The 25404-nt window shown below is 63.8% G+C and carries 28 protein-coding genes and 2 pseudogenes; 21 read left to right on the top strand and 9 right to left on the bottom strand.

Annotated elements, in window-relative coordinates; all coding sequences use genetic code 11:
* Window positions 1-829: 829 nt before the first annotated feature.
* The 6 genes and pseudogenes from HND55_15430 (at window position 830) to HND55_15405 (ending at window position 5938) form a co-directional block, all read left to right on the top strand.
* Window positions 830-1597: pseudogene (locus tag HND55_15430) on the top strand (ABC transporter permease subunit).
* A gap of 12 nt (window positions 1598-1609) precedes the next feature.
* A pseudogene (locus HND55_15425) lies at window positions 1610-2591 on the top strand (ATP-binding cassette domain-containing protein).
* On the top strand, window positions 2591-3643 hold the full coding sequence (locus HND55_15420) for an ATP-binding cassette domain-containing protein (GenBank protein ID QKK03920.1): 1053 nt from the start codon (window positions 2591-2593) through the stop codon (window positions 3641-3643). Before HND55_15425 ends, HND55_15420 begins: the two are co-directional and overlap by 1 nt.
* Window positions 3640-4269, top strand: a complete 630-nt coding sequence (gene rsmG, locus HND55_15415) for a 16S rRNA (guanine(527)-N(7))-methyltransferase RsmG (GenBank protein ID QKK03919.1) — start codon at window positions 3640-3642, stop codon at window positions 4267-4269. Before HND55_15420 ends, rsmG begins: the two co-directional genes overlap by 4 nt.
* A complete protein-coding gene (locus HND55_15410; protein ID QKK03918.1) occupies window positions 4266-5048 on the top strand; it encodes a ParA family protein in 783 nt (260 codons plus the stop codon). The genes rsmG and HND55_15410 overlap by 4 nt, the downstream gene beginning before the upstream one ends.
* Before the next feature lie 2 nt (window positions 5049-5050).
* Window positions 5051-5938 (top strand): ParB/RepB/Spo0J family partition protein, encoded by an 888-nt coding sequence (locus HND55_15405; protein QKK03917.1) that lies wholly within the window; start codon window positions 5051-5053, stop codon window positions 5936-5938.
* 96 nt (window positions 5939-6034) lie between these two features.
* On the opposite strand, the gene HND55_15400 is transcribed toward HND55_15405, so the two are convergent.
* The 3 genes from HND55_15400 to HND55_15390 are packed head-to-tail and all read right to left on the bottom strand — an operon-like array spanning window position 6035 to window position 7326.
* Window positions 6035-6490, bottom strand: a complete 456-nt coding sequence (locus HND55_15400) for a hypothetical protein (GenBank protein ID QKK03916.1) — start codon at window positions 6488-6490, stop codon at window positions 6035-6037.
* Window positions 6471-6809, bottom strand: coding sequence for a hypothetical protein (locus tag HND55_15395; protein ID QKK03915.1), 339 nt, complete (start codon window positions 6807-6809; stop codon window positions 6471-6473). The genes HND55_15400 and HND55_15395 overlap by 20 nt, the downstream gene beginning before the upstream one ends.
* A complete protein-coding gene (locus tag HND55_15390; GenBank protein QKK03914.1) occupies window positions 6802-7326 on the bottom strand; it encodes a sigma-70 family RNA polymerase sigma factor in 525 nt (174 codons plus the stop codon). The genes HND55_15395 and HND55_15390 overlap by 8 nt, the downstream gene beginning before the upstream one ends.
* A gap of 188 nt (window positions 7327-7514) precedes the next feature.
* On the opposite strand from HND55_15390, the gene HND55_15385 reads away from it, so the two are divergent.
* Complete coding sequence (locus HND55_15385) at window positions 7515-9011, top strand: hypothetical protein (GenBank protein ID QKK03913.1); 1497 nt, start codon at window positions 7515-7517, stop codon at window positions 9009-9011.
* A 62-nt stretch (window positions 9012-9073) separates the two neighbouring features.
* Here the strand turns inward: HND55_15385 and HND55_15380 are convergent, their stop codons facing one another.
* Window positions 9074-9235, bottom strand: a complete 162-nt coding sequence (locus tag HND55_15380) for a helix-turn-helix transcriptional regulator (GenBank protein QKK04152.1) — start codon at window positions 9233-9235, stop codon at window positions 9074-9076.
* Between the two features lie 55 nt (window positions 9236-9290).
* Window positions 9291-9743, bottom strand: a complete 453-nt coding sequence (locus HND55_15375; GenBank protein ID QKK03912.1) for a hypothetical protein — start codon at window positions 9741-9743, stop codon at window positions 9291-9293.
* Window positions 9744-9916: 173 nt separating this feature from the next.
* Between HND55_15375 and HND55_15370 the strand changes: the two genes are divergently transcribed.
* From HND55_15370 to HND55_15310, 13 genes are all read left to right on the top strand, one after another.
* On the top strand, window positions 9917-10459 hold the full coding sequence (locus tag HND55_15370; GenBank protein ID QKK03911.1) for a sigma-70 family RNA polymerase sigma factor: 543 nt from the start codon (window positions 9917-9919) through the stop codon (window positions 10457-10459).
* Complete coding sequence (locus HND55_15365; GenBank protein QKK03910.1) at window positions 10452-10931, top strand: hypothetical protein; 480 nt, start codon at window positions 10452-10454, stop codon at window positions 10929-10931. Before HND55_15370 ends, HND55_15365 begins: the two co-directional genes overlap by 8 nt.
* On the top strand, window positions 10819-12000 hold the full coding sequence (locus HND55_15360) for a PDZ domain-containing protein (GenBank protein QKK03909.1): 1182 nt from the start codon (window positions 10819-10821) through the stop codon (window positions 11998-12000). The genes HND55_15365 and HND55_15360 overlap by 113 nt, the downstream gene beginning before the upstream one ends.
* 161 nt (window positions 12001-12161) lie before the next feature.
* On the top strand, window positions 12162-12557 hold the full coding sequence (locus HND55_15355; GenBank protein QKK03908.1) for a hypothetical protein: 396 nt from the start codon (window positions 12162-12164) through the stop codon (window positions 12555-12557).
* Window positions 12558-12588: 31 nt separating this feature from the next.
* Window positions 12589-13374: a F0F1 ATP synthase subunit A gene (atpB, locus tag HND55_15350; protein QKK03907.1), complete on the top strand. Its 786-nt coding sequence runs from the start codon at window positions 12589-12591 to the stop codon at window positions 13372-13374.
* 52 nt (window positions 13375-13426) lie between these two features.
* A complete protein-coding gene (gene atpE, locus HND55_15345) occupies window positions 13427-13693 on the top strand; it encodes a F0F1 ATP synthase subunit C (protein QKK03906.1) in 267 nt (88 codons plus the stop codon).
* Between the two features lie 56 nt (window positions 13694-13749).
* A complete protein-coding gene (locus tag HND55_15340; GenBank protein QKK03905.1) occupies window positions 13750-14223 on the top strand; it encodes a F0F1 ATP synthase subunit B in 474 nt (157 codons plus the stop codon).
* 3 nt (window positions 14224-14226) lie between these two features.
* Window positions 14227-14763 (top strand): F0F1 ATP synthase subunit delta, encoded by a 537-nt coding sequence (locus HND55_15335; protein ID QKK03904.1) that lies wholly within the window; start codon window positions 14227-14229, stop codon window positions 14761-14763.
* Window positions 14764-14832: 69 nt separating this feature from the next.
* Window positions 14833-16380 (top strand): F0F1 ATP synthase subunit alpha, encoded by a 1548-nt coding sequence (locus HND55_15330; GenBank protein ID QKK03903.1) that lies wholly within the window; start codon window positions 14833-14835, stop codon window positions 16378-16380.
* Window positions 16381-16416: 36 nt separating this feature from the next.
* Window positions 16417-17280, top strand: coding sequence for a F0F1 ATP synthase subunit gamma (gene atpG, locus HND55_15325; protein ID QKK03902.1), 864 nt, complete (start codon window positions 16417-16419; stop codon window positions 17278-17280).
* An 82-nt stretch (window positions 17281-17362) separates the two neighbouring features.
* Window positions 17363-18754 carry a F0F1 ATP synthase subunit beta gene (gene atpD / locus HND55_15320; protein ID QKK03901.1) on the top strand — a complete coding sequence of 464 codons (1392 nt, stop codon included), beginning with the start codon at window positions 17363-17365 and terminating at the stop codon, window positions 18752-18754.
* Window positions 18755-19180, top strand: coding sequence for a F0F1 ATP synthase subunit epsilon (locus HND55_15315; protein QKK03900.1), 426 nt, complete (start codon window positions 18755-18757; stop codon window positions 19178-19180).
* Window positions 19181-19389: 209 nt separating this feature from the next.
* Window positions 19390-19806, top strand: a complete 417-nt coding sequence (locus HND55_15310) for a DUF3465 domain-containing protein (protein QKK03899.1) — start codon at window positions 19390-19392, stop codon at window positions 19804-19806.
* Window positions 19807-19818: 12 nt separating this feature from the next.
* Here the strand turns inward: HND55_15310 and HND55_15305 are convergent, their stop codons facing one another.
* Together HND55_15305 and ttcA are read right to left on the bottom strand one after the other, a co-directional pair.
* Window positions 19819-20562 (bottom strand): hypothetical protein, encoded by a 744-nt coding sequence (locus tag HND55_15305; protein QKK03898.1) that lies wholly within the window; start codon window positions 20560-20562, stop codon window positions 19819-19821.
* Between the two features lie 189 nt (window positions 20563-20751).
* The gene (ttcA, locus tag HND55_15300; GenBank protein ID QKK03897.1) at window positions 20752-21594 is read right to left on the bottom strand and encodes a tRNA 2-thiocytidine(32) synthetase TtcA; all 843 of its coding nucleotides are present in this window, start codon (window positions 21592-21594) and stop codon (window positions 20752-20754) included.
* Window positions 21595-21658: 64 nt separating this feature from the next.
* On the opposite strand from ttcA, the gene HND55_15295 reads away from it, so the two are divergent.
* Complete coding sequence (locus HND55_15295) at window positions 21659-21862, top strand: DUF465 domain-containing protein (protein QKK03896.1); 204 nt, start codon at window positions 21659-21661, stop codon at window positions 21860-21862.
* A 118-nt stretch (window positions 21863-21980) separates the two neighbouring features.
* On the opposite strand, the gene plsB is transcribed toward HND55_15295, so the two are convergent.
* The gene (gene plsB, locus HND55_15290; GenBank protein QKK03895.1) at window positions 21981-24518 is read right to left on the bottom strand and encodes a glycerol-3-phosphate 1-O-acyltransferase PlsB; all 2538 of its coding nucleotides are present in this window, start codon (window positions 24516-24518) and stop codon (window positions 21981-21983) included.
* Between the two features lie 201 nt (window positions 24519-24719).
* Entirely contained in the window at window positions 24720-25388 is a 669-nt protein-coding gene (pyrF, locus tag HND55_15285; protein ID QKK03894.1) for an orotidine-5'-phosphate decarboxylase, read from the bottom strand.
* Between the last annotated feature and the right edge of the window lie 16 nt (window positions 25389-25404).

Here is a 25404-nt window from a genome sequence, read left to right as displayed (position 1 = left end):
TCTGGGGCTCATCTGCGCCAGATCGCTGCCCTTGCTGGCTGGTGTCGGCTTATTGCGTTCCTGGTCGTGCTGGCGACAGAACTGCCGTCGGATTTATGCGGTGATGGAGAGCGTGGCCATGATTTGCATTTTCCGGTGCCCTAATCCCCGTCACAGCACCTGCCGTTGATTCCCGGGTGCCTTTGCCATCACGCTGGGCTGAGCTACCGGCCGGCGGCTGGGCGTTCCAGCCCTCGATCGCAGCATGGTGCGGCCGGCAGTGGACCTTGGGCCTGCCGTTATGGTGGCCTATATCGCACATTGCCGCAGATCGATGATCAGGGTGCGCCAGATCGAGCTTTATCCGGCACGGTGCAGCGCCACGCGCGGCATGCCGGAAAGGTGGCCATTTTGACGGCATGCGCTCCGGCCTGCTTTTCTGCCGGTTCTCCCTACCTAGGCCCGGCCGCCGCCGCCATCGTGACCGGGCTCGGTCCTGGTCGGCACCCGCATCTTTACCATACCCAAGCCGGTTGGCTCCTATTTCGTTCAGGGCGCACTCAACCGCGACTACACCTGGTGATGGGCGTGGTCGGTCTTTACGGTGTGTTGATCAGGTCCTGTTCCGAACTTCATGGTCTGCTCATCTGCTCTATGCCTGGCTGGATCCGCGCATTCGCTGTATGACGACGAGCTGGAGTCCTGGACATGAACGAGGTGACCTGGGATGCCTTCGATCAGGCGCTGGACCGGCGCGAGAAAGTCAAGGGCCGTTCGCTGTATGTCGACGCCCTGGCACCGGCTGCTCAGGAACAAGGCGGCCGTGGCCGGGCTGGTTATCCTGATCGTCATGATCACACTGGTGAGTATTGGACCAGTGCTCAGCGACTGGGATCACGAGATTCCAGACTGGGAGCACTACTCGACGCCGCCGTCACTCGAAACCGGCCATGCATTCGGCACCGATGCGCTCGGCCGGGATCTGTTCGTGCGCACCATGATCGGCGGTCGCATCTCACTGCTGGTGGGCCTGATCGCGACCCTGGTCTCGCTGGTCATTGGCGTGAGCTGGGGTGCGTTTACCGGCTACGTCGGCGGGCGCGTCGACAACGTGATGATGCGGATCGTCGATGCTGTCTATGCGATGCCGTTCATGTTTTTCGTCATCTTGCTGATGGTGGTGTTCGGGCGCAATATCTTCCTGATCTTCATTGCCATCGGCGCAATCAACTGGCTGGATATGGCGCGCATTGTCAGGGGCCAGACGCTGAGCCTGAAAAACAAGGATTTTGTCGAGGCCGCGCGCGCTGCGGTGCCACGGAATGGCAGGTTATCCGCCGTCATATCGTGCCCAATCTGCTGGGTGTCGTGATCGTCTATGTGACCCTGACCATCCCGCAGGTGATCCTGGTCGAGAGCTTCCTGAGTTTTCTCGGCCTGGGCGTGCAGGAACCGCTGACGTCCTGGGGCGCGCTGGTCAACGAGGGCGCGCAGGAACTTGAAACCGCACCGTGGTCGCTGCTTTTCCCGGCCAGCTTTCTGGCGCTGACGCTGTTTGCCTTCAACTTCCTTGGCGATGGGCTCAGGGGACGCGCTCGACCCGAAGGATCGGCTATGAGGACGAGTTGTCATGGCGCTGCTTGAAGTCAGGAACCTCAGCGTTGCATTCGACACCCCCGACGGCGTGGTGCACGCCGTCAACGGCATCAGCTTCGATCTCGAACCCGGCGAAACGCTGGGCCTGGTCGGTGAGTCGGGCTCAGGCAAGACCCAGACGGCGCTGGCGTTAATAGGCCTGTTGGCCGAGAACGGCCATGCCAGCGGTTCGGTGAAGTTCCGTGGCCAGGAGCTCCTCGGCATGTCGCTGCAGGAATTCACGCGTGTGCGCGGCTCGAAGATCTCGATGATCTTCCAGGACCCGGTCAGTTCGCTCAATCCCTACATGTCGATAGGCGATCAGCTCGTCGAAGTGCTGACTCACCACCGCAATCTCAAACGCCGCGGCGCCCGGGAACGCGCCATCGAAATGCTGCGGCTGGTCCGGCTGAGCGATCCGGAACAGCGCATGCGCCAGTTCCCCCACGAGCTCTCGGGTGGTATGTGCCAGCGCGTGATGATCGCCATGGGGCTGCTGTGCCAGCCTGACCTGCTGATCGCCGATGAGCCGACCACGGCGCTGGATGTCACCGTGCAGTCGCAGATCAACTCGCTGATGGGTGAGCTGTCCGAGCAGTCGTCGACCGCCATCCTGCTGATCACTCACGACCTCGGCGTGGTCGCCGGGCTGTGTAATCGCGTGCTGGTGATGTACGCCGGCCAGGAAATGGAAATGGCCGACGTCGAGTCGCTGTTTGCTGATCCGCAACACCCCCTATACCGAGGGTCTGCTGGCGTCGGTGCCGCGTCTGGATCGCGATGACTCCGGCATACTGCACGCCATTCCAGGCAATCCGCCCAACCTGCTGGAAGTGCCTGACGGCTGCCCGTTTCGGGATCGCTGTGCCTACGCCTGGGACAAGTGCCGCGAGTTGCCCCCGTTCGAGCCAGTGTCCGACGGTCGTTTCAAGCGCTGCCATCTCGACACTTTGCCGACGAAGCAGGAGGCCGGCTGATGCGCAACCCCGTCTTGCAGGTGCGTGACCTGGCCGTTCACTTCCGTGCTGATGCCGGCGGCTGGCTCAGGCATGACTATCGCACCGTGCGAGCGGTTGACGGGATCGATTTCGAGGTGTTCCCCGCCGAGACCCTGGGCATCGTCGGCGAGTCGGGCTGCGGCAAATCAACGCTGGCCCGGGCGTTACTGGGGCTGCAGCGCCCGAAGCGCGGCGAGATCATCTGGCTGGGAGAGGATCTGGCGCAGATGAGCGAGGAGCAGTTCCGGCGCAAGCGGCGCGAGATACAGCTGATCTTTCAGGATCCGCAAGGCTCGCTCGATCCGCGAATGACCATTGGTGTCATTATTGCCGAGCCCCTGCGTACCTTCTATCCGTCGATGTCACGGCTGCAGGTGCGTGAGCGCGTGACCGGTATCATGAAGCTGGTTGGTCTGCGCTCCGACCAGATCAACCGCTACCCGCACGAGTTTTCCGGCGGCCAGTGCCAGCGCGTTGGCATCGCCCGGGCGCTGGTGGTCAACCCCCGTCTGGTGGTCTGCGACGAACCGGTCAGCGCACTGGATGTGTCGATACAGGCCCAGATCGTCAACCTGCTCAAAGACCTTCAGAAGAAGCTTCAGCTGTCGCTGATCTTCATTGCTCATGATCTGTCCATCGTGCGCCACGTTTCCGACCGGGTGCTGGTGATGTACATGGGCAAGGTGATGGAGCTGGCGGATCGCGAGCAGATTTACCATGAGCCGCGCCACCCCTACACCCGGGCGCTGATCGAGTCGGTGCCGATTCCCGATCCGGTGGCCGAGCGCGCGCGCGCCCGGCGCGCGCTTGCCGGCGACATCCCCTCGCCACTCGATCCGCCTTCCGGCTGCGTGTTTCGCACCCGCTGTCCCTACGCCACCCAGCGCTGCAGCGATGAGGTGCCTGAGCTCGAGACCCTCGAGGGCGGGCACCGGGTGGCCTGTCACCACCACCGCGAGCTGCCGCCGCCCAATCTGCCCGGCACCGGGCCGGCCTTGTCCGACGAGACCGGGAAGAGCGCCAAATCGTGAGTTCCATCGAGCTCGATGCGCGGCTCAGGCGCGGTCTGGCCGTTCTCGGGGTGATGCTGGAGACGGCCCAGCACAAGCATCTGCTCGACTACCTGGCTCTGCTTGCGCGCTGGAACCGGGCCTATAATCTGACCGCGGTCAGCGCGCTGCCGATGATGGTTGATCGCCATTTGCTCGACAGCCTGAGCATCCTGCCGTGGCTTCGCGGCAGCCGTGTGCTGGATGCCGGGACTGGTGCCGGCCTGCCGGGAGTGCCGCTGGCCATTGCCTGTCCGCAACGGCATTTCGTGCTGGTCGACAGCAGCGGCAAGAAGATCCGCTTTCTCAACCAGGTGCGCCGGGAATTGCGGCTGAATAACATCGAACCGATCCAGGCAAGACTGGAAACACTGTCGCTGGAGCCGCCGCCAGACTGCGTGGTGGCCCGTGCGCTGGCGCCGCTGCCGCGCCTGGTTGACCAGCTTGGCCATCTGCTTGATGCTGGCGCAACCCTGTTGGCGATGAAGGGTCGATTGCCGTTTGCCGAGTGCCAGGCCCTGTCCAACGCGTACAATGTCGAGCCTATTGAACTGGACGTTCCCGGCGCGGGTGGCGCCCGCAGCTTGATCATCGTGGACCAATCATGACCGAAAAACGGGCCCGTATCGTGGCCGTGACCAATCAGAAGGGCGGCGTGGGCAAGACCACCACGGCACTTAATCTGGCCGCTGGCCTGGCCGAACTCAAACGGCGGGTGCTGCTGATCGATATCGATCCGCAGGGCAACGCCACCACCGGTTCCGGCATCGAGCTGGGTGAACAGGATGACACCCTGTGTGACGTGCTGCTGGGAGACTGTCGCCTGGCCGAGGCGATCGTGCCGGTGCCCGCCATGGGTTTCGATCTGGTGCCGGCCAACGGCGACCTGACCGCTGCCGAAGTGGCGCTGATGGAGCGCGAGGATCGGGCGGGCGTTCTGCGCGAGGCGCTGGCCGGCGAGGCCGGCCGCTACCACCACGTCATCATCGACTGCCCGCCAGCCCTCAACGTGCTTACGCTCAACGCGCTGACGGCGGCCGACCGGGTGCTCATCCCGATGCAGTGCGAGTACTATGCGCTGGAAGGGCTGACCGCGCTGCTCAACACCATCGAGCAGATTCAGGGTTCGGTCAACCCGGGACTGGAAATCGAGGGGCTGGTACGCACCATGTACGACGTTCGCAACAATCTCTCCGGCGCAGTCTCGCGTCAGCTGCACGAGCATTTCGGCAGCAAGCTCTACGAGACGGTGGTGCCGCGAAACGTGCGCGTGGCCGAGGCGCCGAGCTATGGTCAGTCGGTCATCCAGTACGACCCCGACTCGCGCGGCGCCATCGCCTACCTGGGCCTGGCCGGCGAATACCTGCGGCGCCAGGGGGTGCAGTGACCATGGCTGCCTCGCGCAAGAAAAAACCGCTCGGTCGCGGGTTGGACTCCCTGCTTGGCAAGACCCGCGCTGCGGCCGAGAGTGCCAGCCTGGACGGCCAGCTTGAGGGGCTCAGGGAGCTGTCTCTCGACGTCATCGAGCCGGGGCGCTACCAGCCCCGGTCTGCCATGGACCCGGACCGGCTGCAGGAGCTGGCCGACTCGATCCGGGTGCAGGGGCTGGTCCAGCCGGTCGTCGTTCGTCCGTTGGCCCAGCCTGGCCGCTTTGAACTGATCGCGGGAGAACGGCGCTGGCGCGCTTCGCGCATGGCCGGACTGAACACCATTCCCGCGCTGGTGCGTGAGATCGCCGACGAGGCCACGCTGGCGCTGGCGCTCATCGAAAACATCCAGCGCGAGGATCTCAATCCGCTCGAAGAAGCCGGTGCGATCCGCCGCCTGATCGACGAGTTCGAACTGACCCATGAACAGGCGGCGCGTTCAGTCGGCCGCTCCCGTGCGGCGGTGACCAACCTGCTTCGGTTGCTGGAGCTGGCGCCGGAGGTTCGCGAGCTGGTCGACCGACGTGAGCTCGATATGGGACATGCGCGTGCCCTGCTCACCCTGGAGCGCGCCGACCAGATCCGCGCGGCGCGCGAGGTGGTCGACAAAGACCTGTCGGTACGCCAGACCGAGGCCCTGGTGCGGCGCATGCGCGAAGGCCAGCCCGAGGCGAAGAAATCGAAGCCCGAGCGCAAGTCGGCCGATATCGAACGCCTGGAACAGGAGCTGACCGAAACCCTCTGTGCGCCGGTCAGCGTCAAGCACTTGAGCTCGGGCAAGGGCCAGGTCACCATCCGCTACACCAGTCTCGACGAACTCGACGGCCTGCTGGAACGGTTTCGGCGGTAAGCCGCTGCGCCCCGCCGGCACGACTGATACACAGTGACACCGTCCCACCGCTGGCCGGTTCAGCCGGCGCTTCGCCGAGTGGTTCGTTGCGGCCGCTCAGTCAACGGCTTCGAGCAGCTGCTGGCGCTGTTTGTCGGTAAGCAGTTGGTTGACCCGAAGCCACATTGCGAAGTGTCGATGCTTGATGCGGCTTTCCAGTGACAGGACCCGGTCGAAATGCTCAAGAATCGCTGCTTCGTCTGACAGGCCGGACCGGATCGTCTCGATCAGCCGTTCCTGGGCGGCGATCAGGTCCAGCTCCAGGTCGGTGATGTCTGCGCGGGAGCGGCGCACGATTTCGCGCAAACGGGTTTGATGTGCCGGGGACAGATCGATGGCGTCCGCTTTCCGGACGACGGTCTCCGGCGCAGCCATGTGCATCCTGAGCGCCATTTCGAGACTGGACGATTGAGCGGGCTGCGTCACTGACAGCAACAGCAGCAGCGGCAGGGCCGAGAGGAGACGGGCACGGCGGGCGAGCCGAGGCCCGTCGTCAGAGGTCGGGCTGGTCATGGACTGTTTTCTCCGTATTGACAGTATGAATAGACGGTGTGCGCGACAGATCGTCTCGTCGGGCATCGGCCAGCAGAAAATCGGTCGGGCCGGAAAACGGGCCGGTTTCAAGTCGCAACGGCTCGGGCCCGGTGGTGGCCAGCCAGGCGATTGCCGCGAGCGCCATGGCCGCTGCCGTGGACCAGCTCAGACGCCAGGCCCGGCGATGCTGCGGCATTGACTGCGGTGTCAGCACGCGCTCCAGCGGCGCCACCAGGTGGTCGGTGTTGGTTCGAAGTGCCTGAAAATGGCGTTTGATCATCCGGCTGTTGTCATCCATCGGCGTAGCCTTTGAGCAGACGGGCGAGCTTTTGTTTTCCGCGTGCGTAGTGCGTCCGCGCGGTGCCAACCGGCAGCTGCATGACAGCGGCAGCCTGCGCGATGGTCATGTCGCAGTAAAAAACCAGGGTCAGGCATTCGCGCTGCCTTGCCGACAATTGCCACAGCGACTGGCGGACCAATCGCGCTGCCTGCCGGGTTGCGAGCTCGGCGTCGGGGTGATCGGAAACGTCTGGCGTCCGGTTTGCCGGATTCAGGACCCAGCGCTTGAGCCTGCGCAATGACTCGTTGGCGCAGTTCCGGATGACACCGAACAGCCAGGTGCGAAAAGTGCTCTGCCCGTTGAAACGCGCCTTGCCGTTGAGTACACGTTCATAAGCCGTATGCAGCACGTCCTCGGCCTCGTCCCGGTTCCAGTGACAGCATGCCAGCGCCCAGTGCATGGCGTCTTGGTGATGGCTGTTCAGCAGCGCACGAATCTCATCGGGCTCGGCGCCCTGCTTTGGGTCCATGTTCATGAGTGCTGCGGCCTCGTCGACGATAGGACAACGTGAGCGATGACTGAATCCGTGCTGGCCGGTGTTGCCGGCGCTGTCCTATCGATCATGGTCAGCGGTCACCCAAATCTGACCCCACCCGGAATGAGTTGATCATGATTGGATGTGTCCGTCGCTGCTGGTGTCGAGATTGCCTGCATGGACAAGTATTGTGGGCTCTGGTCCTGCTGCCAGTCTACTGTCTGGGCGGGCCGGCCCCCGAGCCGCCGTGCGGCGACCCTTACGGGTCCACTGCCGGGCGCGTGGCCATTCAGGGGGCCATGCTCAGTGGTGATCGAGATCGTGTTCAGCATGCGATCGATACCGCCAAGCGTGCCCGCGGCCAACGTGTAGGGTGCCCGGAAATCGCCTACGCCCAGGCCCGTTCCCGGCCGAATGTTCGTCCACCCGATGCTGCCGACATTGGCGCCGTATGGTATGCGCAATACCAAACCCGGCTGCCCGATCTGGCGCCGGGTTGTCCGTTGCCCGGACGGGCGCTGGCGCCGATTGCACTGGCGGCATGGCAAGCCGGGGCGCAGCATGCGCCAAGTCCGGAGGAAACGGCAAGTCTGATACGTATTGCCGATTTCTATCGCGATCAGCAGTACACGCCCGAGCATGCGCCTGAACCCCTGGTTGCTGATGCAGGCGTCTATGGCTACTACTTCTCTGAAGGCGACTACAGGTGCGAGCTGACCGGCGTGGCCGGTGAAATCACCGAACAGATGTGTGCCGGGTTTCCGAATAGCTGTCCGCGCTATGACGGCGGGCGCTTCGCCGGGTTGCGCTTCGCGGTTCGAGATCATGTCTGGATTGACGCCGACGGTGCAGTCGCCGTTCGCGGCGATATCGGCGGTTCAGCATTTGATACCGGATGGGTCGGCAGCATGATGATCGAGGCCGCAGTGCGGGTCGATGACACGGTCCGCGCGCTGGCCTACGCCGAATCCGCTCTGCTGGCCGGCGATTGGGCCGCCTCCCAGCCGCTGTCGGCCAACCACAACTACACGGCCAAGACCATCTGGTTGCTGGCCCAACTGTACGAATGGACCGGCCGCGCGGAATTTCGCGAGGCAATGGTTGACCGGCTGGAGCGAAACCTTGTCCCGGGTGTGTTGATGGATCAGGACGGCGATGGCGTCGTTGACGGAACGGACGGCATGCGCTTTGCCGACCTGGCGGCGGTTGCTCGCCGGCCTGGCCGGATGTGGGACGGGCACAATGCGCTGCCCTGGTATCACAGCATGAACGCCTGGGCAATGGTTGCTGCCTACACCGCCCTGCGGGATCGCGGCAATCGGCGACTTGCGGCGCGCTACCGGCCCTACGCCGTGGCCATGATCGACAACCTGGCTGCGGAATTCGTCGAGCTGGGGATTCCGGTCGGACAGCGCGTTGCCTGGAGTGACATTCCGTTCTCCCTGCTGATGGCGATCCATCGAATCGCTCAATATGAGGATGATCCGCATCCGCTGTGGGATCAGGCCGTGGCAGCAATCTGGAACGCTGGCGTGCTGGATGCGGAGCCGGGTTCGCACGGTTTCAATCTGACTTTCTACGAACAGGTGCTGCTCAGGGTGCCGTATCGGTCGCTGGTCGAACGCGCTGACATCGGTCGCCGCGACCGGACAAGACGCGGTTCCTTGGTCCCGGCGCCGCCGTGAACCGGCATCGCGCCCGATCTGGTGCGTGCAGCACCGGCGGCGATGAGTTCGGCACACGCCTGTCAGGCCTCACCGGTCAGCCAGAACGCCGATTCGACCGGCTGGCCGAAGATGCGAGCGATCTTCAGCGCCACTTCCAGCGACGGGTTGTAGCGCCCGGACTCGATGGCGATGATGGTCTGGCGCGAGACGCCGACCGCCTCGGCCAGCTGCTGCTGCGTCATGCCTTCCCCGCGCTGGCGCAGTTCGCGCACCCGGTTGGTAATGCTTCCGGCCACGTCAGATGCCCCGCCGGTGGAACCAGACGGTGAGCGCCAGCTCGACCACGGTCGACAGGAACACCGCGGCCATCAGGCCGTTGGCAATGATCACCGGCGCCTGCCAGAGCGGGTCCCCGACCATGCCGCCGCCAATGATCATGAACACGACCGAGACCACGGCGACACCGAGCACGATGCCGCTGATGTGGCCGGCCCGCCAGGCGATCAGGCGATCTCGCTCGTCTTCGTCCGCGGCCCTGCCTCCCGAGATGGCCGCGACGATGAGGTGAAAGCCCACCAGCACGACGGTCAGCAGGACGGTGAAGCCCACCGCCAGCCCGAACAGTGAGGCCATGTGCAGCTGCTCGGCGCGCCACAGATTGATCACGGAAGAAAAATACAGCGCGCCGATCACCAGCAGGCTGGCCAGGGTGCCCCAGGCGCTCTTTTCCTGAAACGACATCGAAGGCATGGTTTGCTCCATTGCATGAACCCGAAAAGGTTCGTTGATGTAAAGTATGCTTTACTTAATGTAATGCTGACTTTACTTTATGTCAAGCAGGCTTTACTTCTTCAGGTGGCTTCCCCGGCGTTACTGCCCGTCGGCTGCGACCTTTTCGACCGCCGGGACGTCTATAGACCGACATGAGCCTCTCCAGCCCCATCGACGACCTGGCCCTGGCGGCGCTCAAGCGGCGCTGTCGTCGCACGCAGGAGCGTGTCTACCGCCAGTACTCGCAGCCGGCCTGGACCCTGGCGGTTCGACTCAGCGGCTGCGAGGCGCGCGCCTGGGATGCGGTCCAGCAGGCTTTCGTGCTGGCCTTCGAGCGTGTCGGCCAGCTCAGGCAGGCCGAGCAGTTCGGTTTCTGGTTTCGCCGCATCCTGGTCAACCAGGTCATGGACCAGCATCGCCGGCAGGCCGGTGAGCAGCCGCAGGTCGAGGAGGCCTCGGTGTCCCGGGATCACGACTCGGTCCTCGATCTGGAACGGGCCTTCGGGATGCTCGATCCGCGCGACCGCCAGGTCGTCTGGCTGCACGACGCCGAAGGCATGAAGCACGCCGAGATCGCCGAGCTGGCCGGGCAGACCGTGTCCTGGTCGAAGTCGAGGTTGGCGCGTGCGCGCGAGAAGCTCAGGAATCGATTAGCGGCTGGCGAGGAGTCGGCCAGGAGCATGGAACATGGATGAACCCATTGATTTGACCCGGCTGGAGCGATCCGGTCCGCCTGACGACCTCTGGCCGGCTATTGCCGACGAGTTGGACCGGCGCGGGAAACGACGCCTGGTCCGGCGCCTCTCGGCGCTGGCCGCAGCCATTTCCGTGATCGTTCTGGCAAGCGTGTTTGTCGGTTTGCCGGCGCCCCCGGCCGGCGTGCAGCAGGCTGCGACGGGGTCGAGCAAGGTAACGCTGGCCCAATTGCAGGCCACCTCGGCCTGGCTAGAAGCCCGCCTGTCCGATCAGCGCCGGAGCGTGGTCGACGGTACCGAACTCGAGTCGCTGCTCTGGCTGGAGGCCGAGCTGGCCTGGCTGGACGAACAGCTGGCGCATGCCCCGACCGACCCTGAATTGTGGCGGCAGCGCATTGAACTGCTGGCCGAACTCAATCAGCGCTACGCCGACGGCGGCTGGCGACACGACATGCTGCTGGCCAGAATCTGAACCTAAATCCACTTCCACAGGAGTACTGACAATGCAGAAACGACTGATTGCCCTGACGTTCTTGATGCTGGTCTCGCCGGCCATGCTGATGGCACAGGTCGACGCCGACGCCGCCACGACCCCCGAGCAAGCCGCCGAGCAAGAGGACCTGAGGGCCGAGCTTGAGCAGGCCCGGCGCGACGTGGCCGAGGCCGCCCGGAAACTGGCACATCTCCAGCGCAAACTGGCCGACACGGAAGCCATTGATATCCGCGTCGAGCGGCTCAGAGCGCTCGACGACATGGAAGGCGAACTGGCCAGACTGGAAGAGCATATCCATCGCCGGGTCGTCCGGGGTCTGGGCATGGGGCGGGCTCGCCTGGGCGTGCTGCTGGGTGGTGAGGCCGATGCCAATCAAATCGTCGCGGTCACGCCCGGCAGCGGCGCCGACAAGGCCGGTATCCGGTCCGGTGACCGGCTGATCGCCATCAATGGCCAGGAGGTCGATGCATCGCGGCCCGACAGCTTGCGTGAACCGATGGAAGGCGTCGAGGCCGGCGACACCGTTCCGGTCGAGATCGAGCGCGATGGCGAACGCATCAGCCTGGACGTCACGGTCTCCTCTGCTGCCCGTGATATCCGCGTACTCACGCATGACATCAAAGGCCCGCCCCGCCCGGCAGCGCCGGGCGCGCCACAGATGGATCGGGAAGTGTGGGTGCTCGAAAGACAGGGTGATTTCATTCCCAAGCCACCGCTGCCCCCGGGCCTGCCCGGACGGGTCGGCCACAGCGACATGATTAGCAATCATGCCGGTCTCGAGCGCTACTTCGGCACGGCCGATGGCGTGGTGGTGCTGCGGATCGATTCCGGTAACGAGCTCGGCCTCGAAGATGGCGATGTCGTGCTCAGCATTGACGGCGAGGCGGTTTCGAGGCCGGTTGACATCGCCCTGGCGTTGCTGGGCCGCAGCGGTGAGACGGCGAGCCTGGAGGTGATGCGTGATGGTGAGCGGATCACGATTGAGGCCGAACTGACAGAGCCGCAGGCCGGGTTTCCCCTCACCCTCGAGATCATCCAGGGGCTCTGAGCCTCACCTGCGGCCGGCAATTGGCTTGCCGCCTGCTTTCTGACCCTGCTATAATCGACAGGATTTGTGGCCACCGGTGATGCTTCGGGCATCGGCGGTGGCTTTTTTGCCGAAGTGACGATCGTGGGTGGGTCCGGAGACGCGTCGGCGGAGCCGGTTGAATGTGGCAAAGGACCGGACTGGTGCAGGAGAGATTTGCCCACACCGTGGCCTGGCTGCTCCGCGTGCAGGCGATGCTCAGCGTGATCGGCGCGCTCATCTTCGGCCTGCTGGTCAGCGTCGAGCAGGGACTGGCCGTACTGGTCGGCGGTGGCATCGGCGTGATGCTGACAGCAGTCAGTGCGCTACGGGCCGGTGCGGGCTCGAGCAGTGCCGAGCCGTCGCGGATGATGGCAGCGTTCTATCGTGCCATGGCGCTCAAGCTGGTGCTGGCGGCGGTGCTGTTCATCGTCGTCGCCAAGTGGTTCGCCGGCTACTTTGTGCCGATACTGACTGGATACGTGGCCACCGTGCTGGCTTACTGGATTGCGCTGCTGCGCCTGGGGCGCACAGCCTGAGTGATGATTTGAGAGCAAGGACGACCTGATCGTGAGTTTTGCAGTCGCAGCAGCCGGAACTTCGCCGACCGAATACGTTTCGCACCACCTCGAGCATCTCAAGGTGGGCGAGGGGCTGTGGACTTTCCACGTCGACACGCTGTTCTTCTCGGTGGTTCTGGGCGCCGCCATGCTGTTGTTCATGTGGCTGGCTGCCCGCCGGGCCACGGCCGGCGTGCCAGGCAAGCTGCAGAATTTCGTCGAGGTGCTGGTCGATTTCGTCGACAACTCGGTCAAGGAAAGCTTCCACGGCCCGCGCCAGTTCGTCGCCCCGCTGGCGCTGACGATCTTCGTGTGGGTGTTCCTGTGGAACGTCATGGACCTGATCCCGGTCGACTACCTGCCGTTGCTCGCGAGCACGATGGGACTGGATTACCTGCGCGTGGTGCCGTCGGCCGACGTCAACGCGCCGTTCGCCCTGTCGCTGTCGGTACTGGCGCTGATCCTGATTTACTCGGTCAAGGGCAAGGGCCTGGCCGGCTTCGGCAAGGAAATGTTGTTCCATCCCTTCGGCAAGAACCCGCTGCTGTGGCCGGCCAACATCCTGCTCAACCTCGTCGAGCTGATCGCCAAGCCGGTTTCTCTGGCGCTGCGACTGTTCGGCAACCTGTATGCCGCCGAGCTGATCTTCATCCTGATTGCCATGCTGCCGTGGTGGATCCAGTTTATCCCCGGCGGCGCCTGGGCAGTGTTCCACATTCTCGTGGTGCCGCTGCAGGCCTTCATTTTCATGACGCTGACGATTGTCTATCTGTCGCTGGCGTATGAAGAACACTGATTCGATCATTACGCAACCCAAGCTCAAACAGCACTAAACCAGGAGAACGAAAGTGGAAGTAATTGCACAAATCCAGGCCAGCACCGCCATTGCCGTCGGTCTGATCTTTGCCTTTGCCGCCCTTGGTACCGGTATCGGCTTCGGCCTGCTTGGCGGCAAGTTTCTCGAAGGCGCCAGCCGCCAGCCGGAGCTGGCCGGTATGCTGCAGGTGCGCATGTTCATCATCGCCGGTCTGCTCGACGCCCTGTCGATCATCGGTGTGGCGTTTGCCGCCCTGCTGCTGTTCGCCAACCCGCTGCTGGCTGCCCTGGGCAGCTGATCGGCGCGAGTGACCATCGACCTCAAACCAATCGCGGATAACTGCAGGGGAACGCTATGGATGTCTCGCTAGGCACCCTGATCGGCCAGGCCGGCACCTTCCTGGTGCTGGTGCTGGTCACGATGAAGTACGTCTGGCCGCCGCTGACTCAGGCCATGGAAGAGCGCCGGCGCAAGATCGCCGAGGGTCTGGCGCATTCTGAAGAAGCCGAGCAGGCGCTGGACAAGGCCAACGCTGAGGCCGAGCAGATCATTCGCGAGGCGCGCCGTAAAGCAGGCGAAGTCATCGAACAGGCCAGTCAGCGCGGTAATCAGCTCATCGAACAGGCCAAGCAGGATGCCATTGCCGAGCGCGATCGGCAGGTGCAGGCGGCCGAGGCGGAAATTCGCCAGGCGACCAACCAGGCCCGGGAAGCGCTGCGCGAGCGCGTCGCCGAGCTGGCCATGGCCGGCGCTGGCCGCGTCATCGAGAAAGAGATTGACGACAAACAGCATCGCGAGATGCTCGACAAGCTGGCCGCGGAGCTGTAATTCATGCTCAATCGGACGACACTCGCCCGGCCCTATGCCCGTGCCGCCTTCGAGGCGGCGCGCAATGCCAATGCGATTGATCGCTGGAGCGAAGCGCTTGCGTTGGCCTCCGAGATTGCCGGTACGGACGAACTCCACTACCTCTCCGGTGACCCGCGAGTCGGTGGCGAACGACTCCTGGAACTGATCTCCAGCGTCGGCCAGGACAAGTTTGACGAGTCGTTTATCAACTTTCTGAAGGTGGTCATCGCCAACGGCCGCCTCGAGTTGATGCCTGATATCGCCTCGCAGTACGAGCAGTACCGGCGCGAGTCCGAGCATCGCATCAAGGTCGAGGTATTTTCGGCCAGGCCGATGGACTGCCCGGAATCGGACAAGCTCGCGGAGCGCCTCAAGGCGCGATTCGGACGAGAGGTGGAGTTGCATGTCGAAGTCGACGAGTCCCTGATCGGCGGCGCGGTCATCCGTGCCGGCGACAAGGTGATCGACGGCAGCGTACGCGGCCGTCTCGAGCAGCTGGGCCGGCGAATCAACGCCTGAAACGAATCGGTCGCGACCGCCTGACGGGTCGGTGACCGGAATGAATTGAATGTTCAAGGATTGCAAAAAATGCAGCAGACCCTAAACCCGACTGAAATTTCCGAACTGATTCGCAAGCGCGTCGAGCAGTTCGAAGTCTCCTCCGAAGCGCGCACCGAAGGTACGGTGGTGAGCGTGTCCGACGGCATCTGCCGCCTGCACGGCCTGGACGACGCCATGCAGGGCGAGATGATCGAGTTTCCGGGCGACACCTATGGCCTGGCGCTCAATCTCGAGCGCGATTCGGTCGGCGCCGTCGTGATGGGCAACTACACCCACATCAACGAAGGCGACACGGTCCGCTGCACCGGACGCATCCTCGAAGTGCCGGTGGGCGAAGCCCTGCTCGGCCGCGTGGTGGACTCGCTGGGCAACCCGATCGACGGCAACGGCCCGATCGACACCGACCACAGCGAGCCGATCGAGAAGATCGCGCCGGGCGTGATCGCCCGCCAGAGCGTCGACCAGCCGGTCCAGACCGGACTGAAGTCGATCGATTCGATGGTGCCGATCGGCCGCGGTCAGCGCGAGCTGATCATCGGTGACCGCCAGACCGGCAAGACGGCCGTGGCGATCGACGCGATCATCAACCAGAAGGGCAAGGGCATCAAGTGCGTGTACGTTGCCATTGGTCAGAAGGCGTCCTCGGTGGCCGCCGTGGTACGCAAGCTCGAAGAACACGGCGCGATGGAACACACCATCGTGGTGGCCGCCAACGCGTCCGACTCGGCCGCGCTGCAGTACATCGCCCCCTATGCCGGCTGCGCTATGGGCGAGTACTTCCGGGATCGCGGCGAAGACGCCCTGATCGTCTACGACGACCTGACCAAGCAGGCCTGGGCCTATCGCCAGGTTTCCCTGCTGTTGCGTCGTCCGCCGGGCCGTGAAGCCTACCCGGGCGACGTTTTCTATCTCCATTCGCGTCTGCTCGAGCGCGCCTCGCGCGTGAACGCCGATTTCGTCGAGAAGAAGACCAACGGCGAGGTCAAGGGCAAGACCGGTTCCCTGACCGCCCTGCCGATCATCGAGACCCAGGCCGGCGATGTGTCCGCGTTCGTGCCGACCAACGTCATCTCGATTACCGACGGCCAGATCTTTTTGGAGACCGACTTGTTCAACGCCGGCATCCGTCCGGCCATCAACGCCGGCCTGTCGGTCTCGCGCGTTGGTGGCTCGGCCCAGACCAAAGTCATCAAGAAGCTCGGCGGCGGTGTGCGCCTGGCGCTGGCCCAGTATCGCGAGCTGGCGGCCTTCTCGCAGTTCGCCTCCGATCTCGACGAGTCGACCCGCAAGCAGCTCGAGCGCGGCCAGCGCATCACCGAGCTGATGAAGCAGCCGCAGTACACGCCGCTGTCGGTGGCCGAAATGGCGGTCAGCCTGTTTGCCGGCAACGAGGGCTATCTCGATGATCTGCCGCTGAACAAGGTCACGGACTTCGAGGCCGCGCTGCGCGACTACATGAACAGCAGCCACGCAGACCTGATGAACAGGATCAACGACAAGGGCGACTGGAACGACGAGCTCAAGGACGAGCTCAAGGCCGCCTGCGACGAGTTCAAGAAGACGGGCAGCTGGTAAGCGGCTTCAAAGAGCCAACAGGACACTGAGAGTCATATGAGCGGATCAAGAGAAATCGTCGGCCAGATCAAGAGCGTCAAGAACACGCGCAAGGTCACCCGTGCGCTCGAGATGGTCTCGGCCAGCAAGATCCGCAAGGCCACCGATCGCATGGAGGCCTCGCGGCCCTACGCGCGCATGATGCGCCAGGTCATCGGCCACCTGGCCCATGCCAACCCCGAGTACCGCCACCCCTTCACGGTCGAGCGAGAAAACATCAAGCGTGTGGCCTATGTGGTGATCGCGACCGACCGTGGCCTGTGCGGCGGCCTGAACAACAACCTGTTCCGCACCCTGCTGGGCGAGTTCCGCCAGTGGCAGGAGCAGGACGTGGGCGTCACCACGGTGCTGATCGGTCGCAAGGCGGCGCAGTTCTTCCGGCGCCTGAAGGTGGACGTTTCGGCGGCCACCCAGGACCTGGGCGAGCGGCCGCGGCTCGAGGACCTGATCGGCTCGATCAAGGTGGTGCTTGACGGCTACCGGGAAGGCGAGATCGATCGCGTCTACCTGTGCTACAACCAGTTCATTAACACGATGACCCAGAAGTCCGTGGCCGAGCCGGTGCTGCCGCTGCCGCCGACCGAGGACGAGCCCATGTTGAAGTACTGGGACTACCTCTACGAGCCCGATGCCGAACAGCTGCTCGATGACGTGCTCACGCGCTACGTCGAGTCGCTGGTCTACCAGGCGGCGCTGGAGAACGTGGCCAGCGAACAGGCCGCGCGCATGGTCGCCATGAAAAGCGCGTCGGACAACGCCAGCGACCTGATCGACGATTTGCAGCTGGCCTACAACAAGGCGCGGCAGGCCTCGATCACGCAGGAGATTTCAGAGATTGTCGGCGGTGCCGCCGCGGTCTGACCGCGCGCCAGGCACTTGAGATAAATTGAAAATGCGGCTGGGTTCAAAACGGGCGCAGCCATCCAAACACTGAGGTTGAAGCATGAGTTCCGGAAAGATTGTTCAGATTATCGGCGCCGTCGTGGACGTGGAGTACCCGCGTGGCGAAGTGCCCAACGTCTACGACGCCCTGACCGTTGACGGCAAGGACTTGATGCTGGAAGTCCAGCAGCAGCTCGGCGACGGCGTGGTGCGCACCATCGCGCTGGGCTCGACCGACGGTCTGACCCGTCATCTGCCGGTCACCAACACGGGCAAGCCGATCAGCGTGCCGGTCGGCATGCAGACCCTGGGCCGGATCATGGACGTGATGGGCAACCCGATCGACGAGGCCGGCGAGATCGGCGAAGACGAGCGCTGGCCGATTCACCGCCAGGCGCCGGCCTTCGACGAGCAGGCGGCCAGCAACGAACTGCTCGAGACCGGCATCAAGGTCATCGACCTGATCTGCCCGTTCGCCAAGGGCGGCAAGGTCGGCCTGTTCGGCGGCGCCGGCGTGGGCAAGACGGTCAACATGCTCGAGCTCATCCGCAACATCGCCATCGAGCACTCCGGCTACTCGGTGTTCGCGGGCGTGGGTGAGCGCACCCGCGAGGGCAACGACTTCTACCACGAGATGAAGGACTCCAACGTCCTCGACAAGGTTGCGCTGGTGTTCGGTCAGATGAACGAGCCGCCGGGCAACCGTCTGCGCGTGGCCCTGTCGGGCCTGACCATCGCTGAATATTTTCGCGACGAAGGCCGCGACGTGCTGATGTTCATCGACAACATCTACCGCTACACCCTGGCCGGCACCGAGGTCTCCGCGCTGCTCGGCCGCATGCCCTCGGCAGTGGGTTACCAGCCGACCCTGGCCGAGGAAATGGGCGCCCTGCAGGAGCGCATCACCTCGACCAAGACCGGCTCGATCACCTCGATTCAGGCCGTCTATGTCCCGGCCGATGACCTCACCGACCCGTCGCCGGCCACGACCTTCGCCCACCTCGACGCGACCGTGGTGCTGTCGCGCCAGATCGCCGAGCTGGGCATCTACCCGGCCGTCGACCCGCTCGACTCGACTTCGCGCCAGCTCGACCCGCTGGTGGTCGGCCAGGAACACTACGACGTCGCGCGCAAGGTGCAGGGCACGCTGCAGCGCTACAAGGAACTCAAGGACATCATCGCCATCCTCGGCATGGACGAGCTGAGCGAAGAGGACAAACTGACCGTCGCCCGCGCGCGCAAGGTCGAGCGCTTCTTCTCGCAGCCGTTCTTCGTCGCCGAAGTGTTCACCGGCTCGCCGGGCGTCTACGTGTCGCTCAAGGACACGATCCGCGGCTTCAAGGGCATCGTCGACGGCGAGTACGACCACCTGCCCGAGCAGGCCTTCTACATGGTCGGCACCATCGAGGAGGCCGTGGAGAAGGGCGAGAAGATGGCCGAGAAGGCAGCATAAATGGCCTCCACGATTCACTGCGACATCGTCAGCGCCGAGGCCGAGATCTTCTCGGGCGAGGCCGCCATGGTCGTGGTTACCGGCGAGGAGGGCGAACTGGGCATCGCGCCACGGCATGCCCCGCTGCTGACCCGGCTCAAGCCCGGCCAGGTTCGGGTGATGCTGCCCGAAGGCGGCGAGGAGTTCTACTACATCTCCGGCGGACTGCTCGAAGTCCAGCCGCACGTAGTGACCGTGCTTTCCGACACCGCCCTGCGCGCCGGCGACCTGGACGAAGCCGCCGCGCTCAAGGCCAAGGAAGAGGCCGAACGCGCGCTGTCGGATCGCTCCGCCGACATGGAAGTCGCCCAGGCCCAGGCCCAGCTGGCCGAAGCGATGGCACAGCTCGCCGCACTGGAGCGGATGCGCAAACAGCTCAAGCGCTGACCGCCCGGGCCAGGGCGCAGCCGCCGGACACCGGCTGGCTGCTTGTGCAGGCAAGTCGTTTCGGGTTGTCCCCCTGGCGCACAGCTTTCTGCCTCGGGGCTGTCGGCCTGAGCAAGGGCCGGTCAAGCACTGACCAGTCCTTTGAGCCCGTTGATTTTTTCCTGTGGATAAATCTGCTATTCTTCAGGAAAATCAACAAGGGGTAGTCTATGGTCACGACATCTCGCGTCGTTTTGATCATATTGATGGTCTGTGGCGTGGCCGGCTGTGGCGGTGGCGAAGACCTGCCGCCCAATGACCGGCTGCTCGCCGCTTTCGAGGAGGGCCGCACGGGCGTCTGGGTCAGCGGTCACGGCGTGGTTGCGCAGGCTATCGGTGACGAAACCATTGCCGGTGAGCCACATCAGCGCATGGTCGTGCGCGTTGGCGACCAGCAGCTTGCCGTGATCATTCGTCACTCGCTGAGCCAGTCGGACCGTATTCCGCTCAGTGACGGCGATACCATCGCTTTTCAGGGGCGCTACCAGTTCAACGGCCGGGGCGGCGTGATTTCACACACTTACCATGACCCTGAACAGCCCGGTAGTGGCGGATGGATCCGCCACCAGGGGCAGGTTTACGACTGATTCATCGACCGCTCAGGGCGAGTCGCCGCTGAACCTGATCGGCTCGGCGCCGATGACCTGCCCGGTGCGCGCTGTTTCGTGGATGTAGAGCTCGACGTCGCGCTCGAACTGCAGCGTGCCCTCGACGACCGTATCCGCGCCGATGACCACGCGCGGCAGCCTGCTGCTTGAGTTGCTGCCCGACGGGCGACGCACGTAGACATCGCCGGCGATACGCGTACCGTCAAGAAGCTCGATCGAGCCATTAGCGCCGCTCACGCCGGCTGCTTCGGTGCCAACCAGTTCGATGCTGCCGTTGGTCGTCTCGACCTCGCCGGTGATCACGCTCCCCGTCCCGGTGCGAATACGGCCGTTGGCGGTCTGGATGTCGCCGTCCACGTGCACCTCGGCACCGGTCTCGACCGGGCCGTTCGTGCTGACGACGCCGCCCTCGACCCGTACGCTGTCGGCCAGTCGAATGCGGCCGTTGGTATTGCCAATGGCGCCGGTCCGGGCGCCGCTGGCAATGCTGATCGAGCCATTGGTGTTGCTGACCTGCCCGACCCGGGCGTTCTCGCTGATGCGCACCTGGCCGTTGACGTTGCGAATCTTGCCGTTGATCCGGCAGTCTCGGCCGATGGTGATCGAGCCGTTGATATTGGTGACGTTATCGTCAAGCTCGGTGCCGTCAGGAATGCTGACCGAGCGATTGACCGCTCCGCATCCTGCTGCCAGCAGGCCGAGAATAAGAAAAACCGAAAAAAGCCGATTGAACATGATGTTTCTCCGGGTTGTTCCGGATCAGACTAATCCGGGTTGCCCCGACTGCACCAGTGCCTGAAGTCACTGTCTGTCGACGATCAGGATGCCTCGGCCCTGCCTTGCGCTGGCTCGACGACCCGGCGCACTGGCCGCGCACTTATCGCGCGGTCGTTGCATCCGGCCGTCGCGCTCCGGACGAGCGGGTCAGCGCTTGCTGAGTGCGGCGAAATCGAACAGTTCCCGGTCAAACAGCTGCGACGATGCCACGCGACCCAGCGCGCGGAAGATCGACATTTTGCGACCGGGCTGGATCTGTTCCCATTCGGCCAGCATGTGCTTGATCTGCTGGCGCTGCAGATTGGCCTGGCTACCGCAAAGATTGCAGGGAATGATGGGATAGCCGCGTGCCTCGGCCAGGCGCTCCAGATCACGCTCCTGGCAATAGGCCAGCGGCCGGATGACCACGTTCTGGCCATCGTCGCTGAGCAGCTTCGGCGGCATGGCCTTGAGCGCCGCGCCGTGAAACAGGTTGAGGAAGAAGGTCTCGACGATGTCGTCGAGGTGGTGTCCCAGGGCGATTCGCGTCATTCCATGTCGTCGGGCGAACTCGTAGAGTGTGCCGCGACGTATCCTCGAGCACAGCCCGCAGGTCGTTTTGCCGTCGGGCACGACGCGCTGAACGATCGAGTAGGTGTCCTTTTCGATGACATGCCACTTCACGCCCAGTCCGTCAAGGTATTCGGGCAGGACATGGCTGGGGAAGCCCGGCTGTTTCTGGTCGAGGTTGACCGCGACCAGCTCGAAATCGATCGGGGCCGACTGCTGCAGCCACAGCAGCAGGTCGAGCATGGCGTAGGAGTCTTTTCCCCCGGACAGGCAGACCATGATCCGGTCGCCCGGCTCGATCATTTGAAAATCGGCAATTGCCTGGCCGACCTGGCGCCTGAGGCGCTTGATCAGCTTGTTGGTGTTATATTTCTCCTTGCGTGCCCGTGCCCCGGAAAGCGGTGCTTCGATCGCGGTCAAGGAAGGTATGCGGGCTGCCATCCGGCCTCGGCGACGTTGAGCTTTGGCCGGGCATTGTATAGCAATCACAGCGAGGCTTGCCGGGATGCCGACGGATCCTGCCGAGATCGAAAGGCGACTGCTGGCCTTGCGCCAGGAACATCGCGACCTGGACCAGGCGATAGCGCTGATTGCCGATCATCCGGCCACGGACCAGCTTCAGCTCAGGCGCCTGAAAAAACGCAAGCTCAGGCTGCGCGATCAGATCGCCTACTGGGAAAGCAAGCTGATACCGGATCTTGACGCCTGAACCTGGTGTATCCCCCTCACGCATTTTGCACCACGCGATCTGTGGCTTTTCCGACTGAAACGGCGCAGATGCGCGGTCTGGCGGTGTCGCAGTAAAGCGGGTGGTGAATCAGGCGGGTTTAGCGCTTGCCATCAGCCTTGTCGACCTCGAGCAGCTGCGGGGTGACCTGGATGATGGCGTGCCGGATTTCCTTGGCCAGGATCAGCTTGGCGTCGCGCGCGAAGGTTTCCAGCTTGCTGCCGAACATCAGCAGCCCATCATTGTCGCGGCCGAGAAAGCCGGTCTCGAACAGCGATTCGATGAACTGACGAAACAGCGTGCGATCGTAGAACTCGGGCGCCTCGAATTCGTGCAGCAGCGAGATGCGCTGGGCGCTGAGAATGCACAACTGCTCGAGCTGGCGCCGATGCAGGCGGCCGGAACCGTTCTTGACCAGGACTGCCACGGTAATGAAGTAGCGCTCGAAGGTCTGAAGCAGCGAGTGCCCGAGCAAGCGCAGGTAGTAGCTTTCATCGCTGCCACCCGGTGCGCGCGCCAGTACGTCACCGGACGACCGCAACAACCCGAGCTCGACCAGTGCTTCGATGCAGCGATCGACGACCGGGTCGATGTCCTCGGCCGGCCAGGCCAGAAACAGCTCGCGCCGAATGAACGGGTAAACGGTCCGGCTGAGATTGAGCAGGCGCCGACGCTTGACCCGCTGGGTGTTGAGAAAGCAGCAGGCAATCCAGGCGCTGATGGCCAGCAGGTGGGCGGAGTTGTTGCGGAAATAGGTCAGCAGCACCGCCCGTGTCGGGTCCGTCGAGATGATGCTGCCGAGGCGGTGCGGTTTGCGTTCGACGATACCCAGTTCGAGGCCGTATTCGATCACCTGGCCGGGGGTCATGCGGGTGACGGTAATGCGGTCGGAGTATGCGGTCAGGCGGATAACATCCTTGAGCAAGCCGATCATCCGTTCCAGATCGTCCTCGTCCAGGGCATGCTTGCGGCTGGCCAGGAGTGCGGTGGCGAGCAGGTTGACCGGATTGACGTCGGCCGTACAGTTGATGTTGACCATGATGCGCTCGGCCAGGTCATCGATCAGCCGGCTCAGCCACAGCGGTTTCTGGTTGCCGTTGGCCGATTCCTCGGCCCACTGGGGATGGTGTGCGTCGAGCAGTTCGTTGAGTTCGATGGGCGCGCCGAAACTGACGTTGACCTCGCCGTAGTTCTTGCGCAGGATGTTGATAATGTTGCGCAGGTCAGACAGCGATTCGGGTTTTTTCTGCCGGCCGGAGAGCTCGGAGATGTACGAGTTGCCCTCGGCCAGTCGCTCGTAGCCGATATAGACCGGCTGGAACAGGATGGGCCGGCCGGGATTGCGCAGGAAGGCGCGTACCGTGATCGAAAGCATGCCGGCACGTGGCGGCAGCAGGCGACCCGTGCGTGATCGCGTGCCTTCAATGAAATACTCCAGTGCCACGCCGCGATCGAGGATCAGGGTCACGTACTGGTTGAATACGGCGGCATAGAGCGGCTGGGAGCGAAAGGAGCGGCGCAGGAAAAAGGCGCCGCCACGCCGCAGCAGCGGGCCAATCAGCGGCATGTTGAGGTTGACGCCGGCGGCAATATGCGGCGGCACGAATCCCCGGTGATAGAGGATGTAGGACAATAGCATGTAGTCCATGTGGCTGCGGTGGCAGGGCACGTAGACGATCTCGTGGCCGCCTGCAAGCTCGCGGAACGCGCTGAAATGGTGTACCGCCACGCCCCGGTAGATGCGGCTCCAGAACCAGGTCAGCAGCAGATCGGCGATGCGCACGAAGGCGTAGGAATAGTCGGCGGCGATTTCGTGCGCGTACTTGCGCGCGATCAGCTCGGCCTTTTCCTCGCTGATGTCATCGCGGCGGGCCTTGGCCGCGATGGCCTGCTGCACGGGCTGGCTGCGGATGACGCGCTCGACCAGCGTGCGCCGGTGCGATCGGTCCGGACCGATGGCTGCGGTGCGCACGCGCTTGAAATGAACCCGCAGGAGACGACTGGCGCGGCCGACTGCCTGCGAGGGACTGTCTGTGTCGCGGAGCAGTTCACCCAGGCGAACCGGCTTGCCGAACTGGACCAGCGTCGCGCGCCCGTTGACCAGGGTGCTGAACAGACGGCGCAGGCGTCCGCCGACGCCCCAGTTCTCGGAGAACAGAATCTTGAAAATACTGTCTTCCTTGTCCGGCGCACGCCCGAGCAGCACGGTGACCGGCACGATCTGGGTCGCGTCGAGATCGCCGTCCGAGCCCGCCTTGATGAGCTGGCGCAGCATTTCGGGATGGCGCCGTCGCTGCGGCCGGCGAATGATGAAGCCGCCGAACCGACGGCTGGCGGTGTAGCTGCGCGGCAGCGTCACGCCGCCCCATTCAAACGCCGCGCTCGGCCGTGGCCAGCCGAGCTGCTGGCAGATCCGCTCGACAATCAGCAGCGAGGACAGTGCATAGGTGTCCAGCGCGTAGAACACCGGTCGTTCGGGGTCGATAGCGAGATCGGACAGTTCCTCGGGCAGCACCGTGGCGCGCACCCACCAGTGCAGGATGCGCTGCAGCAACGAGAGCCAGGCACGATGGATGGCGCCAAGCCAGCGGGTTGATGAACTCGCTTCAGTCATGTGCCAGCGGCCGGAAAACGGCATTGGAGTTTACCACCGCGTGTTGTTGTTCCGGCGGCAGATGAAAAAACCGGGCGACCTTCAAGGTGCGCCCGGTAACCGGTCAAACCGGAGAGGACTGTATTGATTGTTGATCGCAGAGGTCGCGTACAAATCCGCATCCCTCGATAAAAATCATAACCTAACCCGATACAATTAATCAATAGTTTGAATGAACTTTTATAACTAACTGAAAATGTAGCTTATTTCATCCTGAATTGCCGCTGCTGCGGCGCCTGGGTCGGCGGCATCGCGGATCGGTCGGCCAACGACGATCTGATCGGCGCCTGCGGCGAAGGCCTCGCGCACGCTCAGCGTACGCTTCTGTTCGTCGGCCCGGTTGGCGACCGGGCGGATTCCGGGACAGACAACCAGCAGGCGGTGATCGACCTCGCGGCGCAGCGCTGGCGCTTCCAGCCCGGAGGAGATGACGCCGGCACAACCCAGCGCGAGAGCCCGTCGCGCGCGCGATATCACCAGTTGTTCGACATCGCAGTCGAAGCCGAGATCATCCAGGTCGCCCTGGTCCAGGCTGGTCAGCACGGTGACCGCCAGGATTGCCATATCCCCGCGCTCGGCGAGCGCGGCCTCGAGGATGGCGTCATTGCCGTGAACGGTCAGGTAATCGACCTGGCGTCTGGCCAGCTGGGCCGTGGCGCGGGCCACCGTGGCCGGGATGTCGAACAGCTTCAAATCGGCGAATACGCGCTTGCCGCGTGCCCTGAGTTCGTCAGCCAGCTCGAAGTAGGCGCCGCTCAGAAACAGCTCCAGGCCAAGCTTGTAGAAGCGGACCTGTTCGCCCAGGGTATTGATCAGTCGACGTGCGGATTCTGCGTCGGGGTACGTCAAGCGCAAAGATCAGGCGCTCGTC

The sequence above is a fragment of the Pseudomonadota bacterium genome, from assembly GCA_013285445.1.
Taxonomy (GTDB): domain Bacteria; phylum Pseudomonadota; class Gammaproteobacteria; order Xanthomonadales; family Wenzhouxiangellaceae; genus Wenzhouxiangella.
The sequence above is the reverse complement of the archived record's forward strand: the minus strand, read 5'-3'. Positions and strand labels throughout refer to the sequence as shown.